The 14,853-nt window shown below is 47.1% G+C and carries 17 protein-coding genes; 9 read left to right on the forward strand and 8 right to left on the reverse strand.

From position 1 onward, the window contains the following. The 3 genes from ACJB0T_RS13770 to ACJB0T_RS13780 all read right to left on the reverse strand — a co-directional run bounded on the left by ACJB0T_RS13770 (position 1) and on the right by ACJB0T_RS13780 (position 3,204). Positions 1–1,551, reverse strand: coding sequence for a carboxyl transferase domain-containing protein (locus ACJB0T_RS13770; RefSeq protein WP_479294532.1), 1,551 nt, complete (start codon positions 1,549–1,551; stop codon positions 1–3). Between the two features lie 63 nt (positions 1,552–1,614). Next, a complete protein-coding gene (locus ACJB0T_RS13775; RefSeq protein ID WP_479293194.1) occupies positions 1,615–2,784 on the reverse strand; it encodes an isovaleryl-CoA dehydrogenase in 1,170 nt (389 codons plus the stop codon). Between the two features lie 48 nt (positions 2,785–2,832). Further along, a complete protein-coding gene (locus ACJB0T_RS13780; protein WP_479293196.1) occupies positions 2,833–3,204 on the reverse strand; it encodes a MerR family transcriptional regulator in 372 nt (123 codons plus the stop codon). Positions 3,205–3,404: 200 nt separating this feature from the next. Here ACJB0T_RS13780 and ACJB0T_RS13785 point away from each other — a divergent pair, with 200 nt between their 5' ends. The 6 genes from ACJB0T_RS13785 (at position 3,405) to ACJB0T_RS13810 (ending at position 9,588) form a co-directional block, all read left to right on the forward strand. Beyond that, positions 3,405–4,640 (forward strand): thiolase family protein, encoded by a 1,236-nt coding sequence (locus ACJB0T_RS13785; protein WP_479293199.1) that lies wholly within the window; start codon positions 3,405–3,407, stop codon positions 4,638–4,640. A 54-nt stretch (positions 4,641–4,694) separates the two neighbouring features. Next, on the forward strand, positions 4,695–5,849 hold the full coding sequence (locus tag ACJB0T_RS13790) for an acyl-CoA dehydrogenase family protein (protein ID WP_479293202.1): 1,155 nt from the start codon (positions 4,695–4,697) through the stop codon (positions 5,847–5,849). Between the two features lie 30 nt (positions 5,850–5,879). Beyond that, on the forward strand, positions 5,880–6,662 hold the full coding sequence (locus ACJB0T_RS13795) for an enoyl-CoA hydratase (protein ID WP_479293204.1): 783 nt from the start codon (positions 5,880–5,882) through the stop codon (positions 6,660–6,662). Positions 6,663–6,670: 8 nt separating this feature from the next. Further along, positions 6,671–7,840 carry an enoyl-CoA hydratase/isomerase family protein gene (locus tag ACJB0T_RS13800; RefSeq protein WP_479293207.1) on the forward strand — a complete coding sequence of 390 codons (1,170 nt, stop codon included), beginning with the start codon at positions 6,671–6,673 and terminating at the stop codon, positions 7,838–7,840. Positions 7,841–7,901: 61 nt separating this feature from the next. After that, a complete protein-coding gene (gene mmsB, locus ACJB0T_RS13805) occupies positions 7,902–8,816 on the forward strand; it encodes a 3-hydroxyisobutyrate dehydrogenase (protein WP_479293209.1) in 915 nt (304 codons plus the stop codon). Positions 8,817–8,829: 13 nt separating this feature from the next. Continuing rightward, a complete protein-coding gene (locus ACJB0T_RS13810) occupies positions 8,830–9,588 on the forward strand; it encodes an SDR family oxidoreductase (protein ID WP_479293211.1) in 759 nt (252 codons plus the stop codon). A gap of 130 nt (positions 9,589–9,718) precedes the next feature. Here ACJB0T_RS13810 and ACJB0T_RS13815 read toward each other — a convergent pair whose 3' ends face one another. The 4 genes from ACJB0T_RS13815 to ACJB0T_RS13830 all read right to left on the reverse strand — a co-directional run bounded on the left by ACJB0T_RS13815 (position 9,719) and on the right by ACJB0T_RS13830 (position 11,739). Then, the gene (locus ACJB0T_RS13815) at positions 9,719–10,216 is read right to left on the reverse strand and encodes an outer membrane beta-barrel protein (RefSeq protein ID WP_479293212.1); all 498 of its coding nucleotides are present in this window, start codon (positions 10,214–10,216) and stop codon (positions 9,719–9,721) included. A 10-nt stretch (positions 10,217–10,226) separates the two neighbouring features. Then, on the reverse strand, positions 10,227–10,736 hold the full coding sequence (locus tag ACJB0T_RS13820) for a hypothetical protein (protein WP_479293214.1): 510 nt from the start codon (positions 10,734–10,736) through the stop codon (positions 10,227–10,229). A 63-nt stretch (positions 10,737–10,799) separates the two neighbouring features. Continuing rightward, positions 10,800–11,192 (reverse strand): hypothetical protein, encoded by a 393-nt coding sequence (locus ACJB0T_RS13825; protein ID WP_479293216.1) that lies wholly within the window; start codon positions 11,190–11,192, stop codon positions 10,800–10,802. Positions 11,193–11,325: 133 nt separating this feature from the next. Next, positions 11,326–11,739 (reverse strand): helix-turn-helix domain-containing protein, encoded by a 414-nt coding sequence (locus ACJB0T_RS13830; RefSeq protein WP_479293218.1) that lies wholly within the window; start codon positions 11,737–11,739, stop codon positions 11,326–11,328. Positions 11,740–11,874: 135 nt separating this feature from the next. On the opposite strand from ACJB0T_RS13830, the gene ACJB0T_RS13835 reads away from it, so the two are divergent. Together ACJB0T_RS13835 and ACJB0T_RS13840 are read left to right on the forward strand one after the other, a co-directional pair. After that, complete coding sequence (locus ACJB0T_RS13835) at positions 11,875–13,068, forward strand: C45 family autoproteolytic acyltransferase/hydrolase (RefSeq protein ID WP_479293220.1); 1,194 nt, start codon at positions 11,875–11,877, stop codon at positions 13,066–13,068. Positions 13,069–13,147: 79 nt separating this feature from the next. Beyond that, on the forward strand, positions 13,148–13,411 hold the full coding sequence (locus tag ACJB0T_RS13840; protein ID WP_479293221.1) for a hypothetical protein: 264 nt from the start codon (positions 13,148–13,150) through the stop codon (positions 13,409–13,411). 70 nt (positions 13,412–13,481) lie between these two features. Here the strand turns inward: ACJB0T_RS13840 and ACJB0T_RS13845 are convergent, their stop codons facing one another. Further along, entirely contained in the window at positions 13,482–13,712 is a 231-nt protein-coding gene (locus tag ACJB0T_RS13845) for a PAS factor family protein (protein ID WP_479293223.1), read from the reverse strand. Between the two features lie 191 nt (positions 13,713–13,903). Here ACJB0T_RS13845 and ACJB0T_RS13850 point away from each other — a divergent pair, with 191 nt between their 5' ends. Continuing rightward, positions 13,904–14,833, forward strand: coding sequence for an alpha/beta hydrolase family protein (locus ACJB0T_RS13850; RefSeq protein WP_479293224.1), 930 nt, complete (start codon positions 13,904–13,906; stop codon positions 14,831–14,833). The last annotated feature ends 20 nt before the right edge of the window (positions 14,834–14,853 follow it).

Raw genomic sequence — 14,853 nt, forward strand, 5'->3', positions numbered from 1 at the left:
TTACATTCTGAAAATACCAAACTCGCTGTCTGGTATTGGTGCGTTCAACGTGGCGTTTAGTGCTTGGCTTAGAACATAGCGCGTCTCTTTTGGGTCAATAATGCCATCATCCCAAAGTCTCGCACTGGCGTAGTAGGGACTACCTTCACGCTCATAATTGTCAATGATACCTTGTTTGAATGCCTGCTCTTGAGCGGGATCCCATTGAAGTCCCTGACGCTGCTTAACATCGTGTTTCACCTGCGCCAACACGTTAGCCGCTTGCATGCCGCCCATTACCGAGATGCGCGCATTCGGCCAGATCCACATCATGGTGGGATCGTAAGCTCTGCCGCACATACCATAGTTGCCAGCACCGTAGGAGCCACCAATAATGACGGTGAACTTGGGAACATCTGCGCAGGATACGGCCATAACAAGCTTGGCCCCATGCTTGGCAATGCCTCCTTCTTCAGCTTGTTTACCCACCATAAACCCAGTGATGTTTTGCAAAAAAAGCAGCGGGATCTTTCGTTTCGCGCACAGCTCAACAAAGTGCGCGCCTTTTTGTGCTGACTCTGAAAACAAAATACCGTTGTTGGCGACAATACCAATAAGCTTCTCGTCAATTCGCGCAAACCCGCAAACAAGCGTAGTACCAAACAATGCCTTGAATTCATCAAAATCTGAGTCGTCAACAAGCCTTGCGATCACCTCGCGAACATCAAACGAAAGACGCAAATCTCGATTGACGATGCCATACAGTTCTTCAGCATCGTATTTCGGTAAAGTCGCTTGGTGTCTCTCTTGCGATGGAGCCAACTGACCGGTATTCGAGATAGCTTCTCTCGCCATACCGAGCGCTTGGTGCTCATTATCTGCATAGTAGTCGGCAACACCGGATTTCTTACAGTGTACATCAGCACCACCAAGGGCTTCCTCTGACACTTGTTCGCCTGTCGCAGCCTTTACCAAAGGGGGGCCTGCTAGGAAGATAGTGCTTTGCTGTTTGACCATAATGGCGACATCCGCCATGGCAGGGACATAAGCGCCGCCGGCAGTGCAAAGTCCGAGCACAACGGCGATTTGGGGAATACCTTTAGCTGACATGCGTGCTTGATTAAAGAAGATGCGCCCAAAGTGCTCCTTATCAGGAAACACTTCAGCTTGATGAGGAAGATTGGCACCACCAGAGTCCACCAAATAGACACAGGGAAGTTGGCATTTAGCGGCTATCTCTTGAGCTCTTAGGTGCTTTTTAACCGTCAACGGATAATAGGTACCGCCTTTGACGGAAGGATCGTTAGCAATCACCATGCAATGAATACCGCTGATTTTGCCTATTCCAGCGACAACGCCCGCGCAATGAATCGCTTCATCGTAAACTTCCCAAGCAGCAAACTGGCCGATTTCGAGAAACGCGGAATCTTGGTCGAGCAGGGTAGAAATACGTTCACGAACGGGAAGCTTACCTTTTGCTCTTTGGCGTTCGATGGCCTTTTCTCCGCCGCCTTGCTTGATTTGTGTCACTCTTGTTTCCATCTCTTCGACAAGCGTGTTCATGGCCTGCATATTGTCTCGATAGAGCTCAGAGTCGCGTTTAATCTTAGTGACGATTTGTGGCATAAGCGCTCCTTACATCGACTCGTCAAACAGTTCACGGCCAATGAGCATGCGGCGTATTTCCGATGTACCCGCACCAATCTCGTAGAGCTTGGCATCTCTAAGTAGACGACCTGCCGGGTAATCATTGATGTAGCCATTTCCGCCAAGCAGTTGAATCGCATCGAGCGCCATTTGCGTGGCGAGCTCTGCGGTGTAGAGAATAACGCCTGCCGAGTCTTTGCGAGTCACATCGCCTCTATCGCAGGCACTAGCAACAGCATAAAGGTAAGCACGCGCCGCGTTACAGCGCGTATACATATCAGCAAGCTTGGCTTGTACGAGTTGAAACTGGCCGATAGCCTTGCCAAACTGCCTACGTTCATGAACATAAGGAACCACCAAATCTAGGCAAGCTTGCATAATCCCTAGTGGGCCAGCCGCGAGTACAACACGCTCGTAGTCGAGGCCACTCATTAATACTTCAACACCGCGATTGACTTCACCTAACACATTGTCGATGGGCACTTTGCAATCTTGGAAAACCAATTCGCAGGTGTTTGATCCGCGCATACCGAGCTTATCCAGCTTCTGCGCATGGTTAAATCCATCAAACTGTTTCTCGATAATGAAGGCGGTAATACCGTGTTGAGCTGCGTTCGGATCGGTTTTCGCATAGACAACCAACACATCTGCATCGGGACCATTGGTGATCCACATTTTGCTGCCATTCAGAATGAAGTGGTCTTCACGGCGCTCGGCTCTAAGCTGCATGCTGATGACATCTGAACCAGCGTTGGCCTCACTCATGGCAAGTGCACCGATCTGGGAGCCATCAACCAGTTTAGGAAGATACTTCTCTTTTTGAGCCTGATTTCCGTTTCGGTAAATTTGATTCACACAGAGATTGGAATGTGCGCCATAGGAGAGAGCTACGGAAGCTGACGCGCGGCTAACTTCTTCAACGGCAACAACATGAGCCAAATAGCCCATGTCAGCGCCACCATATTGTTCGCTCACTGTCACGCCAAGGAGGCCCATCTCGCCGAGTTTCGGCCATAGTGGGTTGGGAAATGTGTTGTCGCGGTCAATGTCGCCGGCAATTGGGGCAATGCATTCGCGAGCAAAGGCGCTTACATGGTCACGAAGTAAATTGATGGATTCGTCCAAGCCAAAATCCATGGCGCGATAATGAGTGAACATGGTTCCTCCTCATACTGGACATGGACTTAACTTTGAGTAGTTACGGTGCTATTTCGCTTTAGCGAGCGCAGCCTTACAGCGTTCACGCGCCGTTGTTAAGTCTTCCAGTAGTGTATTGATGTCGTCGAGCTGGCGCTTGAGTACGGCTTCCTTCTCATCAATGATTTTCAGCATTTTGGTTAACTGGTCATCTTCTTGATGGGTATCGTACAGCTCGAACAGTTCCCTGATCTCCGCTAAAGAAAAGCCAAGGCGTTTCCCGCGTAGAATAAGTTTTAAACGTATTTTGTCGCGACGTTGATAAACGCGCATGGTGCCTTTTCGGTCCGGTTGGATCAGCCCCTCATCTTCGTAAAAACGGATACTTCTTGTGGTGATATCAAATTCTTTTGCCAGTTCACTGATCTTATAGGTGTCCACGTTACAACTCTCCGGGGGCTAGGGTCTGGGGTCTTAATCCACACATGCTCAACCACTGTTGTTCACAATCACTGTGATTATTGAGCCAGGTTTTAAATTTGTTTCTTTACGTTTACGTAAATGTTAGTGCTATGCTTACTAAAACGTCAAGCTAATCGTTGAGAACTCCAACACATCGAGTTCCAAGGAGGAGGGCAAAGATGGAACGACTGCAGCAGGCCATAGGCCAAAACGCCGTATGCATTGTGGCAGCGAAGCGCACGCCAATGGGCAAGTTTCAGGGAGCGCTTTCCCACTTGAGTGCAACTGAGCTCGGCAGTATTGCGATTGAGAATGCGATTAACGCCGTTGGTAAGACATCAAGCTTGGTGGATGAGGTATTAATGGGCTGTGTGCTCAGCGCTGGCTTAGGACAAGCCCCCGCACGGCAAGCAGCAATTGGGGCCGGTCTAGAAAACCATACGCCTTGCACAACGGTTAATAAAGTGTGTGGCTCAGGGATGAAAACCGTGATGCTAGCGAGTACCCAAATACAGGCAGGTGAGGCTGATTGCGTGATAGCGGGTGGAATGGAGAGCATGAGCAATGCGCCGTACCTGCTTAGTGGCGCTCGTTCAGGGCTGCGCATTGGGCACCATCAAACTCAAGACCATATGTTTACAGACGGTTTGCAAGACGCTTATGAAGGGGAGCTTATGGGCGTGTTTGGACAGAGAACCGCAGACAAGCTCGGCTACAGTCGTGAGCAGATGGACAGGTGGGCAACACGCTCTGCGACTCGAGCTAAGGATGCCGTCGAGAATCATCATTTCCTATCTGAAATTTGTAGCGTTACCTCAAGAGGTGGGCGCTCCATTGATGAAGATGAACTGCCCAAAACCATCAAGCTAGAGAAAATTCCTGCGCTTAAACCTGTTTTTAAAGTCAATGGGTCTATCACGGCGGCGAACTCCAGTGCGATTTCGGATGGTGCGGCAGTGCTTGTTTTAATGAGCGAAACCAAGGTATTAGAGCTGGGTATTTCACCTCTCGCTGTGATCAAAGGATTCACAACGTCTGCTCGCCAACCTTCAGAGTTCACCTTGGCACCTGTCGATGCAGTTCGAAAGCTTCTCGATAGGCTTGAATGGCAAAGCGGTGATGTCGATTTGTGGGAAATCAACGAGGCGTTCGCGGTGGTGACTCAGATTGCGATTGATTCGCTTGGTCTAGATGAAGCAAAGGTCAACGTAAACGGCGGGGCATGTGCACTAGGACACCCGATAGGAGCCAGCGGCGCGAGGATATTGGTGACCTTGATACATGCATTGCAATCACGAGCTACGAAGATTGAAGTCAGTAAGCCGTTGAAAGGAATCGCTACGTTGTGCATCGGAGGCGGCGAAGCTACGGCTATCGCAGTAGAAGTGGCGCCGGTCACCCGTCAAAAAGATTGAAAACGTTGTTATTAACAAGATAGTGAGCTCGTTACTTTTATATGGAGGTCGGAAATGAATTTTGAACTCAACGAAGATCAAAGGGCATTCGCCGAGACAGCTCAGCAGTTTGCGATGGATAATCTGCTTCCAAATGCTGGTCGCTGGGACGCTGATTGCCACTTTCCTAAAGAGGTCCTTAAACAGGCGGGCGAGTTAGGCTTTTTGAGTCTTTATACCCGTGAAGAGCAAGGTGGATTGGGTTTGAGCCGTCTTGACTCATCGATTATTTTTGAGCAGTTGGCGATGGGCTGCACCTCGACGACCGCCTTTATGACGATTCATAACATGGTGACTTGGATGGTAGCCAGTTTTGCCAATGATGAAATCCGCAAGCAGTTCGTACCAAAACTGTTGACAGGTGAGTGGCTTGGTTCCTACTGCTTAACGGAACCAGGAGCGGGCTCTGACGCGGCATCACTAAAAACAACGGCAGTCAAACAGGGCGACAACTACATTTTAACGGGTTCTAAAGCCTTTATTTCTGGTGCTGGTGAGACTGAGGTTCTGGTAGTCATGGCTCGAACTGGTGACTCGGGAGCCAAAGGTATTTCCTCTTTTGTACTGGATGCAACAAGCGAAGGCTTAAGCTATGGGCGGAAAGAGCCCAAAATGGGCTGGAACAGCCAACCCACCAGAGCGGTCACGCTTGACAATGTCGTTGTGCCAGCCACACAAATCCTAGGCCAAGAGGGTGAAGGTTTTACCTTTGCGATGAAGGGGCTGGATGGTGGGCGAATTAACATCGCGACGTGCTCGATAGGTACTGCGCAACATGCTCTAAACCTAGCGATTCAATATTTACAAGAGCGTAAGCAGTTCGGAAAACCGCTCGCTAGCTTTCAAGCGCTGCAATTCAATGTCGCAGATTTAGTGACAGAGCTGGTGGCAGCACGGCAAATGGTTCGATTAGCTGCGTTTAAGCTAGACCATGGACATCCGGATGCCACGACGTATTGTGCAATGGCAAAGCGTTTTGCTACCGATGTAGGTTTTAAGGTGTGTGATGGTGTATTGCAGCTATTTGGTGGCTACGGTTATATCAAAGAGTATTCGTTAGAGCGTCACTTTCGGGATGTTCGTGTCCACCAAATTTTAGAGGGCACTAACGAAATCATGCGGCTGATCATCGCTAGACGCGCCTTAAGTGACGGTGAGTCATTACTATGAAGATGCTCAACAAACCAAGGGAGAATGGTTATGTCAGAAGCGACACTCATTCCACACACGATTAAAGGGCACGTTGCAACGATTACCATCGACAACCCGCCAGCTAATACTTGGACTGCAGGCAGCTTAGTGGCACTCAAGCAGCTTGTTGAGGAGCTTAATCGAAGCCGAGAAGTCTATGCATTGGTGATTACCGGGCAAGGCAGCAAGTTTTTCTCAGCAGGTGCGGATTTGAATGTGTTTGCTGCTGGAGACAAGGAGAGTGCGTGCCGCATGTCTCGCGTCTTTGGAGAAGCGTTTGAAGCGCTGTCTAACTTTCGGGGCGTTTCAATTGCGGCGATCAACGGGTATGCCATGGGAGGCGGACTTGAAGTTGCTTTAGCGTGTGATATTCGAATTGCCGAGGAGCACGCAGTGATGGCGCTGCCTGAAGCCAAAGTTGGCCTACTGCCTTGTGCAGGCGGTACCCAGAACTTAACTGCTTTAGTGGGAGAAGGTTGGGCGAAGCGGATCATCTTGTGCGGGGAGAAGGTTGATGCGTCAAAAGCCCTTCAAATAAGTCTGGTAGAAGAGATAGTGAATTCGGGAGAGGCGTTAACTGCGGCGACCAATCTTGCTAATCAAGTTGCCCACCAATCGCCGTCTTCAGTAACTGCTTGTAAATCTCTAATCCAAAACAACCGCCAGAATTTTATTTCTCACGGGCTGGTCAAAGAGCGTGAGCTGTTCATTCAGTTGTTTGATACTGAAGATCAGCGAGAAGGCGTCAACGCCTTTTTAGAAAAGCGCTCACCACAATGGAAAAATCGTTAGGAGGCGTCATGTCTATAAGCAATTCAACGTCAAGTTCGTCGCCAGCGACTCAAGATACCGTTCGATTTCAAGAAATCATTTGTAGCGACCAACAGAGCAAAATTGCCGTTGCGACACTATGCAACCCTAAAGCTCTCAACGCGCTTACTCACAATATGTTGGTATTGCTTAATGGCCAACTTGAAAAGTGGCACGACGATGACGCGGTGCTGTGTGTGATACTGTACGGTGAAGGAGAGAAAGCCTTCTGTGCCGGTGGTGATGTGCGTACTCTGCATGACAAAATGAAATACGCGCCAATAGAAGATGCAAAAGCCTATGCTGAAGCGTTTTTTGGTACAGAATATCAATGTGATTATCTCATCCATACTTATAGCAAACCTATTATTGCATGGGGCGAAGGTATCGTAATGGGGGGTGGGATGGGGCTATTTATGGGGGCGTCTCACAAAGTGGTGACACCAGATTCCCGCCTTGCCATGCCAGAGATTCATATCGGTTTGTTTCCCGATGTTGGTGCGACCTATTTTCTGAACCGTCTCGACGATGACATTGGTTTATTCCTCGGGCTTACGGGGGTAATGATGAATGGCACCGATGCTCTGGACGTTGGTCTTGCCAATCACATGAACGCACCGACGGATAAACAAAAGCTACTGCATCAATTGCAGCAAACGGATTGGAACAGCATCGAAGACAGCTACGACTACTTAACAGAAGTACTCTCCGAGCTTGCAGACAATGCCAACATCGCCAAACCAGCTGCTCATCTTCTGCCGTTAATTCCTGACATTCAACGTGCTTGTGCGTCCGATACGCTTGAAGAAGTGTTTGATAACATTCAGGCGTTACCTTGTCACGAAAAATGGATGCAAACGGCCCAGCGCAATTTGATGGATGGCAGTCCAATTACGGCGCACATTTGTTTTCGCCAGTTAAAACAGTATCACCATTTGTCATTGGCCGATTGTTTTAGGCTTGAACTGATCTTGGGGCTGCGCAGCGTCGAGCATGGTGAATTTCAGGAAGGGGTGCGTGCACGCTTAGTGGACAAAGACGGCATGCCCCATTGGACATACGCGCACATCAGCCAGGTGCCAAAGTCAGTGATCGACAACTTGTTCACTTCACTGTGGCGTGAGCAAGAGCATCCACTTGCGTTGCTAGGGCATCATTAACTCGCGCTGGTAAATAGTGAGTTTAAACCATCGATGAATTGAAACAGCCAAGGAGGTTGTGATGAGTCAGCCAACAGACACAAAGGTTGCCTTTATTGGACTAGGAAATATGGGCAGTCCAATGGCGAACAACTTGCTCAAAGCAGGCTTTGGCGTGCAAGTTTACGATCGCGTAACGGCGTTATCGCAACCTCTTGGCGACAAGGGCGCTCTTGTTTGCCATAGCCTGGAACAGGTGCTCGATTCCGCGAACGTTGTTGTGACCATGCTACCAGCCAGTGAGCACGTCAAGGCGGTTTATCTAGGCAGCGATGATGAGAAAGGCATCATTGAACTTGCAACGACTGACACTTTTCTTATTGATTGTTCAACCATTGATCCTGACTCTGCGCGCCTAGTTTCAAGAGAAGCTCAAAGCAAAGGGTTGGAGTTTGTCGATGCCCCTGTGTCCGGTGGTGTTGCTGGTGCTGCTGCAGGAACGCTTACGTTTATCGTTGGTGGCAGCGATGAAGGGTTTGCCAAAGCGAATAACCTGTTGTCTTTCATGGGTAAAAATGTGTTTCATGCGGGCAAAGCGGGTGATGGGCAAATGGCCAAAATTTGCAACAATCTGATCCTCGGCTCTGTCATGGCAGCGACTTGTGAATCCCTTAGTCTTGGTGTGGATAACGGTCTCAATCCTGAGGTGTTATCGAATATTATTCTGCAAAGCTCTGGCAGAAACTGGGTTTTAGAACTATATAACCCTTGTCCGGGAGTGATTGAGCACGCGCCAGCGAGTGCCCAATATACTCCCGGTTTTATGTGTAAGTTGATGTCAAAAGATTTGGGGCTTGGGCTAGAAGCGGCAAAAATGAGCCAGTCTTCGGTGCCTATGGGAGCGTTAGCTCATAGTCTCTACGCACTCCATAACCGAAACGGAAATGCGGAGTTGGATTTCTCAAGTCTTTTTGAGTTTTTTCGCAATAAGCAGTAGAAGGGAGAAGTAAATGGAACTTGAACAGAGCGTTATCGCTATTACGGGTGCAGGACAAGGATTAGGTCAAACTATGGCGACTAGCTTAGCTCAGCAAGGAGCGAGCTTAGCACTGCTCGATGTCAATCAAGACGCCTTAACAGAGACAAAAGAACTTTGTGAGGCATTTGGGGTAAAAGCGCAAACATATCAGGTCGATGTCACCAATGAAGAGCAAGTAGAAAGTGTATTTCGTGACATTGTCATGGAATTCGGCTCTTTGAATGGGTTAGTTAACAATGCGGGCATCTTGCGAGACGGAATGCTGGTCAAATCTCGAGACGGTGAAATCAGTAAAATGTCTCTGGGTGACTTTAATGCCGTTATCAATGTCAATCTTACCGGTACGTTTCTGTGCGGCCGTGAAGCGGCTGTACAGATGATTGAATCCGATTCACGTGGTGTCATTATTAATATTTCCAGCGTGTCGAGAGCAGGCAACATGGGGCAAACCAACTACGCGGCTTCCAAAGCAGCAGTCGCGACGATGTCATCCGTATGGGGTAAAGAACTTGCTCGCTACGGCATCCGTTCTGTTGCTATTGCACCAGGCGTTGTGGAGACTTCGATGACAGCCTCGATGAAACCAGAAGCGCGTGAACGTCTGGAAAATATGGTACCAGTACGTCGAATGGCGGATCCAACAGAGATTGCTCATACCGTACGTTTCATTTTGGAAAATGAGTACGTTAATGGCCGAGTGATTGAAGTGGATGGTGGGTTGGTTATTTAAAGCGGGATGTTAACTGTGAGGTGACTCCAGTCCCTTGGATGATTTCTGGGGGGCTGCTTTTCTTTTAAAGAACTGGTTGATTGCTCGGTTGGACTGAGCAAGTGCATCCGTGCACTTAGTCATTGAGGTATTAGAAGCGGTAATCGATACCAAAGTAAACCGCAGACAATGAATAGTCGCGCTTTGAAATGACGGACACGTATTCAGCGTTTAATCCTAAGTCATCTGCTATTTCGTAACGTGCACCGAGACCAACGCTAGGGCTATTGATGTTTCTACTACCGTTTGAATAAACGTCTCCACCTTTAGCATTGGTAAAGCCAGCAAGGCCATAAACTTCAAATCCTGGATCGATTTCGTAGCTTCCGCGCACATATAGGCTGCTGTAAGATCTAAGGTCATTGATATAGCTATCATGGCTATCAACACCGCCGAAACGATATTCCGCGCCAATATTGTCATTAAATCGATAGCCAGCCATTAAATATCCAGTACCGGTGCTTGCATCATTAACGATACTTTGTTGGTTTCCATAACCAATGCTTGCTCCGGCATACAAACCTTGTGCGAGCGTTGGCAATGCAAATAGTGATGTTGATAGTAATAAAAGTTTATTCTTAAGTTTCATATACAATTTCCTAACGATTGTTGTGTAATGATGTTTTTTCCAAATCTAATGATTCAAAAATACTAAGTGCAGCGGTAAAACCGGTGCTAATTAAAGAGCTACTTAGATACTCTCTTCGGCTAACCATATTGCTGAGTAGATGCAATATCTGGATTAGAGATAGTCGTCGGCTTTGATCAAGCTCCCATGACGGTTCAACGTCGAGCTTGTCGCCTTTGAGTGCGGATAGCAGGGGCAGTTTTAAGGCTTCAAACTCCTGTTGATGTTTCAAAATCAAGCAGCTTAATGCTCTGATTCTTAGTCGGTTTGTATCAGACTCGAGTAGTTTGCGTCTCTCTGATGACAAGCCAGCTACTTGATTATGATCTAATAAATGAGCTGGCCTAATTTGCGATGAATAACTTGATGCCGATAGAGCACATAGATCAGGAATGATCACTTTGTTTTCTAATGATTCTTGCATCAAACTGCTATGTGCTTCCGAAATAAAAATGCTCGGTATAATTCGTCTATTTTCCACGTGAAGTCCGCCTTATATTGCTCAATTCAGTAATAACAAATTTGAGTGGCAACTAACCCGGTGTTATTCAGCATCACTTTCAATCACCTTGCGTTTGATGACTGCAGTAAATCGATTGTCAGTGGAATTGGCGGACACTAATACCCAGCCTTGGCTGTTCATATAATTGAGCGCATCCATTGGAGAGTTAAAGGAAAGGGTTTTGCCTTCCTCATCTCTAAGTAGGTCTTTATTTTTGAGGCCGATTTTGAGCGCTTGACCGAAATCTACTTCTACTTTCCATTGGGTAAGGCTGAGCATTTTCCCCGACGCGATAACCATCGCATATTGCTCGGTTTGGTTTGATCTAGACTTAGGTTCTGGCGAGTTAGGTTCTGGCGACTTAGCAGCCAATGCAGTTGAGCACATGGCAAGTGTCAATAAAGGGGTTAGAAAAACTTTATGAATGGCTTTCATGGCTGCCTCCAGTAATCTCGGGCTCAAAGTAAGCACGTTGTGTGCGACTGAGGCTTAGATTACTAGAGAGATTTTCCATTATTCGGAAAGGAACGGAGTAAATTGTATGAATTATGGATGTGACTTTTGGGTATTAGTCTTCGTTGTCACCATCGCGCTTTTGTAAAGAAGCGTAGAAGTTAGAGAGAAACTCGATGTCCTCTTTAGGCGCTGCTAGCATGAGATCGAGAAACTTTAGCGTACTTGCCGAAAGCGGCAGTTGACCACCATGTAGACGCTCTAACTGAGTCATAGGGAACAATTGCAGTAAGCTCACATCGAGTGCTTTGGCAATTCGGAAAAAGTCCAAAATGGTGAAATGACTCTTCGCTTCTCGATCCATCTTCTCATACAGGGCAGAACGGCCAATGTCCGCCTTTTTTGCCAGCCCGTTTTTGGATAGTCCCTCTTGAACCATGAGCGCCTCGATTCGCTCTATGACCATTTTTCGAAATACCGTCTCTTCAACGCCAAAAAACTCGAATCCTTCTGTTTCTATTTCTGCCATCGCCTTTGTCCGTTTTTCTGGAATCAGTCCTTTAATGGTATCTGAAATTCGGAAATTTGAAATGATAATTTAATAGCCAGACACGAAGACACATACCGTTTCAACTGACTAACCATTTATATAAGGGTAAACACTATGCTAACGACGAAACGCGCAATCCTTGCTACCGCACTTGCACTCTCTGGCGCAGCTCAGGCGATTTCTCTTGAACCAGCACCAGGACTGGACGTGAATCAGCCGTACTATGCGCCTCAGGCGTATGTGCAGCAAGAAAGCCTACCAATTGTGGACATTCGTGGCGTAAAACCAGCGGAGTACGCTGAGCTGTTTGAAAAGCAGGTAGGAGAAGAAGTTCGACGTGGTATTAAGGAAGCGCAGTACGTCTATAAACTAGCAGGGATTGATGTTGTCGAGTTTGAGAAAAGCTCAATGAAGGTACTAGAAAATTCACGAAAGTTAAATCCTGAGTACTTTGAAATCGTTGAAGCGCTGGCCAAAGTGGGTGGCATTTCACTGGAAACCATGTTCACTCTATCGCAATTAGATGCAGCGTTGGCGTCGGCCGCTCAGTCTGCATTAAGTGGGTGTACCACGGTAAGTTTCGCTGGTACGGGTGTGGTTGGTCAGGTAAACGACACGCCATCACTTTCTGGGGGTAACTACTGGGTATTGCAAGCGGATGATTATGTACAAGTGATGGCATCTGGCTTCTATGGCTCAGGTCAGACGCTCGGTAAAGATATTGGCGTTGTGATTAACTTCCAAGGCACTGACTCTAAAGGTGTTGGGCTTGAAGCAGACAGTGCGATTGAGCTAGGTGCACTTCAAAACTATCTCGTGCGAAATGCTAAGAATGTTGATGATGCCGAAAAGATCCTAGACCAATACCGCACAGTGGTCGCTTCTCACTTTAACTTTGCGGATAGTAACGGTAATACCGTTGGCGTTGAAATGCTTGATGGTGAGAACTATGTGATCAAACGTCCTGCTGGTGTTGGCCACGCCAACCACTCAGAGCGTCCAGGTGTGATGCAAGCCTTCGCAGAGTCTGTTGGTCTAGGTGAGAAAAGCGTACAACGCACGATTGCGACGGCGTATACCGAGTGGCGTGCAGAGTTCGCGCAGCAGTTCATCGACAACACGCCAGAGGGCAATGTTGATGCCGCCAAATATGTTCTGAATACCAAACCAATCGCGCAGCATGCCGCTTATGGTTCTGATTTTATTTCAACACTGACAGCGGTAATGGATGCCAAAGAGGGCTGTATGGAAGTGGCTCCAGGTGTGGGTGATTGGAATGATTTCCAGCGAGTATGTCTTGACAAGTAATTTGAAATTCGACCGGTAAATCTGAATAAGATAGTCACGCGCAATCCTTTCTAGGTTTGCGCGTTTTTAGGAAGTGATGATGAAACGTGCATTAGTGATGTGGTTTGGTGCCACCTTGATGGTTGGGTGCGCTGGCACGCCAATTGAACATCAAGGTTCCTATGAACTCTGCCAATCGCTTGCTTATGGCTACGATGAGGCGGTGGTCAGCGAACTAGAGAGAAGAGGGCAGTCTGCCACTGATAAAGAATGCGGAGATGCCAAACGTGAAATGATAAAAGAAGTCGAGGCTAGACGTTTTCTATGGAGTGTGGAGCACTCGCTAAGGCATGAAGTGGATTAGGTTTTGATGCAGCTTAAGTCGTAATTAAATTGGCAAAAACAGCCCTAACAAAGGGCTGCCATTGTATCGATTAATGTTCAGGTGTTTCTAACAAACGAATGGCACTTTCTACAGCCGCACTCATTGCCTGATCATCTTGAAGCTTACCTGAACCAGCAGGGCCAAGTACATTGGCATAAAGGTCTGCTTGTTTATTGAAAGGTAAATCTAACTCTTCATATAGATGCTGTCTGATTTGGGCATGTTCTTCTGGGGTATTGTTGGAGAGGCTTACAAGCGTTTGATAAATTAAATCCTTCATGGTGTATCCATTTTTCTTTTTTTACTACGGGGGAGCGTGATTGTATCGGGCTTTAAAGCAAGTTTCTTATGCAACTGTCACACTAATGATAGTTAACATGAAACTGTTCGCAGCTTTTGAACTAAGGTTTGCCTCATGGTTAGCGTAATGCTTTGATGTTTAATTCTTAGACGGATAGTGGGTGAAGCGTGATGAGTGTTGTATATAAAGTAAGTTCTGTTTTGTTTTTGGTGCTGCTGTCGTATTCAAACCATACCTTCGCTCTAGAAGCCCTTGGGCTACTGAGGGAAGATGGTTCAAAGCTTCAATACTATTTAAAAAAGAATACCCCAAACCATGATGACTTACTCATTCTAGTTCAAGGCTCAGACTGTAATAGCGTTACTCAAAACGCCCGAATTAATCAAGAGTTACCAAAGATACTCCCCAACGCCGATGTATTGACTGTCGAAAAGTATGGTATTGATGCAAGCTTACGTTTGAGTGAGGAGATTGAGAGAGCGGGCTGTCCTAAGGCGTATATTGACAATGATTCACCTGAGCAACGTGTCAGTGATTATTTGCAAGTGTTGGCTCATGTGGAAGCAGGCCAGCATTACGATAGAGTCATGATTGTTGGAGGGAGTGAAGGCGGACTGATTGCCAATATGCTAACAGCGAACACGGATCGTATTTCTTATACTGTTTCCATTAATAGCGGTGGTAGAAAGTTTATTGATGACGTAATCCACAGTATTCGTGTTAACGCTTCTTCTGAAGAGGTATTTGAACAAGAAAGTCAGGGGTTTATGGGTTTTTATAATCACCTATTAGACAGTGAGCCCTTTGAACTGGATATGAGTAATCACGGTTATAAATGGTGGCGAGGTGTATTCTCAGTCGACCAAGTTGAGGTAATAAAGCAAATCAATACACCTGTTTTACTCATCCAAGCTGGTCAGGATGAAAACGTCTCGGTCGATTCGGCTATCGAGATGGCCAAAGATATCGCGAGTAGCAATCCCAATATAGAGTTCAAGTTATACAGTGATCTTAACCACGGATTGAAGCGCTCTACGGGAGATGATGCTCTTAGTCTGGTGATTGAGGATATTCAAATCTGGCTAAAAAAACAGTCGTGATGATAAAGCCATTTTCTTGC

The sequence above is a fragment of the Vibrio sp. CB1-5 genome, from assembly GCF_059412285.1.

Bases quoted from the DNA above. Each gene is read 5' to 3' on its own strand.
- ACJB0T_RS13845 (WP_479293223.1), bottom strand. From the start codon at position 13,712: ATGAAGGATTTAATTTATCAAACGCTTGTAAGCCTCTCCAACAATACC.
- ACJB0T_RS13840 (WP_479293221.1), top strand. From the start codon at position 13,148: ATGAAACGTGCATTAGTGATGTGGTTTGGTGCCACCTTGATGGTTGGG.
- ACJB0T_RS13810 (WP_479293211.1), top strand. From the start codon at position 8,830: ATGGAACTTGAACAGAGCGTTATCGCTATTACGGGTGCAGGACAAGGA.
- ACJB0T_RS13830 (WP_479293218.1), bottom strand. From the start codon at position 11,739: ATGGCAGAAATAGAAACAGAAGGATTCGAGTTTTTTGGCGTTGAAGAG.
- ACJB0T_RS13775 (WP_479293194.1), bottom strand. From the start codon at position 2,784: ATGTTCACTCATTATCGCGCCATGGATTTTGGCTTGGACGAATCCATC.
- ACJB0T_RS13785 (WP_479293199.1), top strand. From the start codon at position 3,405: ATGGAACGACTGCAGCAGGCCATAGGCCAAAACGCCGTATGCATTGTG.
- ACJB0T_RS13800 (WP_479293207.1), top strand. From the start codon at position 6,671: ATGTCTATAAGCAATTCAACGTCAAGTTCGTCGCCAGCGACTCAAGAT.
- ACJB0T_RS13795 (WP_479293204.1), top strand. From the start codon at position 5,880: ATGTCAGAAGCGACACTCATTCCACACACGATTAAAGGGCACGTTGCA.
- mmsB (WP_479293209.1), top strand. From the start codon at position 7,902: ATGAGTCAGCCAACAGACACAAAGGTTGCCTTTATTGGACTAGGAAAT.
- ACJB0T_RS13835 (WP_479293220.1), top strand. From the start codon at position 11,875: ATGCTAACGACGAAACGCGCAATCCTTGCTACCGCACTTGCACTCTCT.
- ACJB0T_RS13850 (WP_479293224.1), top strand. From the start codon at position 13,904: ATGAGTGTTGTATATAAAGTAAGTTCTGTTTTGTTTTTGGTGCTGCTG.
- ACJB0T_RS13770 (WP_479294532.1), bottom strand. From the start codon at position 1,551: ATGCAGGCCATGAACACGCTTGTCGAAGAGATGGAAACAAGAGTGACA.
- ACJB0T_RS13825 (WP_479293216.1), bottom strand. From the start codon at position 11,192: ATGAAAGCCATTCATAAAGTTTTTCTAACCCCTTTATTGACACTTGCC.
- ACJB0T_RS13790 (WP_479293202.1), top strand. From the start codon at position 4,695: ATGAATTTTGAACTCAACGAAGATCAAAGGGCATTCGCCGAGACAGCT.
- ACJB0T_RS13815 (WP_479293212.1), bottom strand. From the start codon at position 10,216: ATGAAACTTAAGAATAAACTTTTATTACTATCAACATCACTATTTGCA.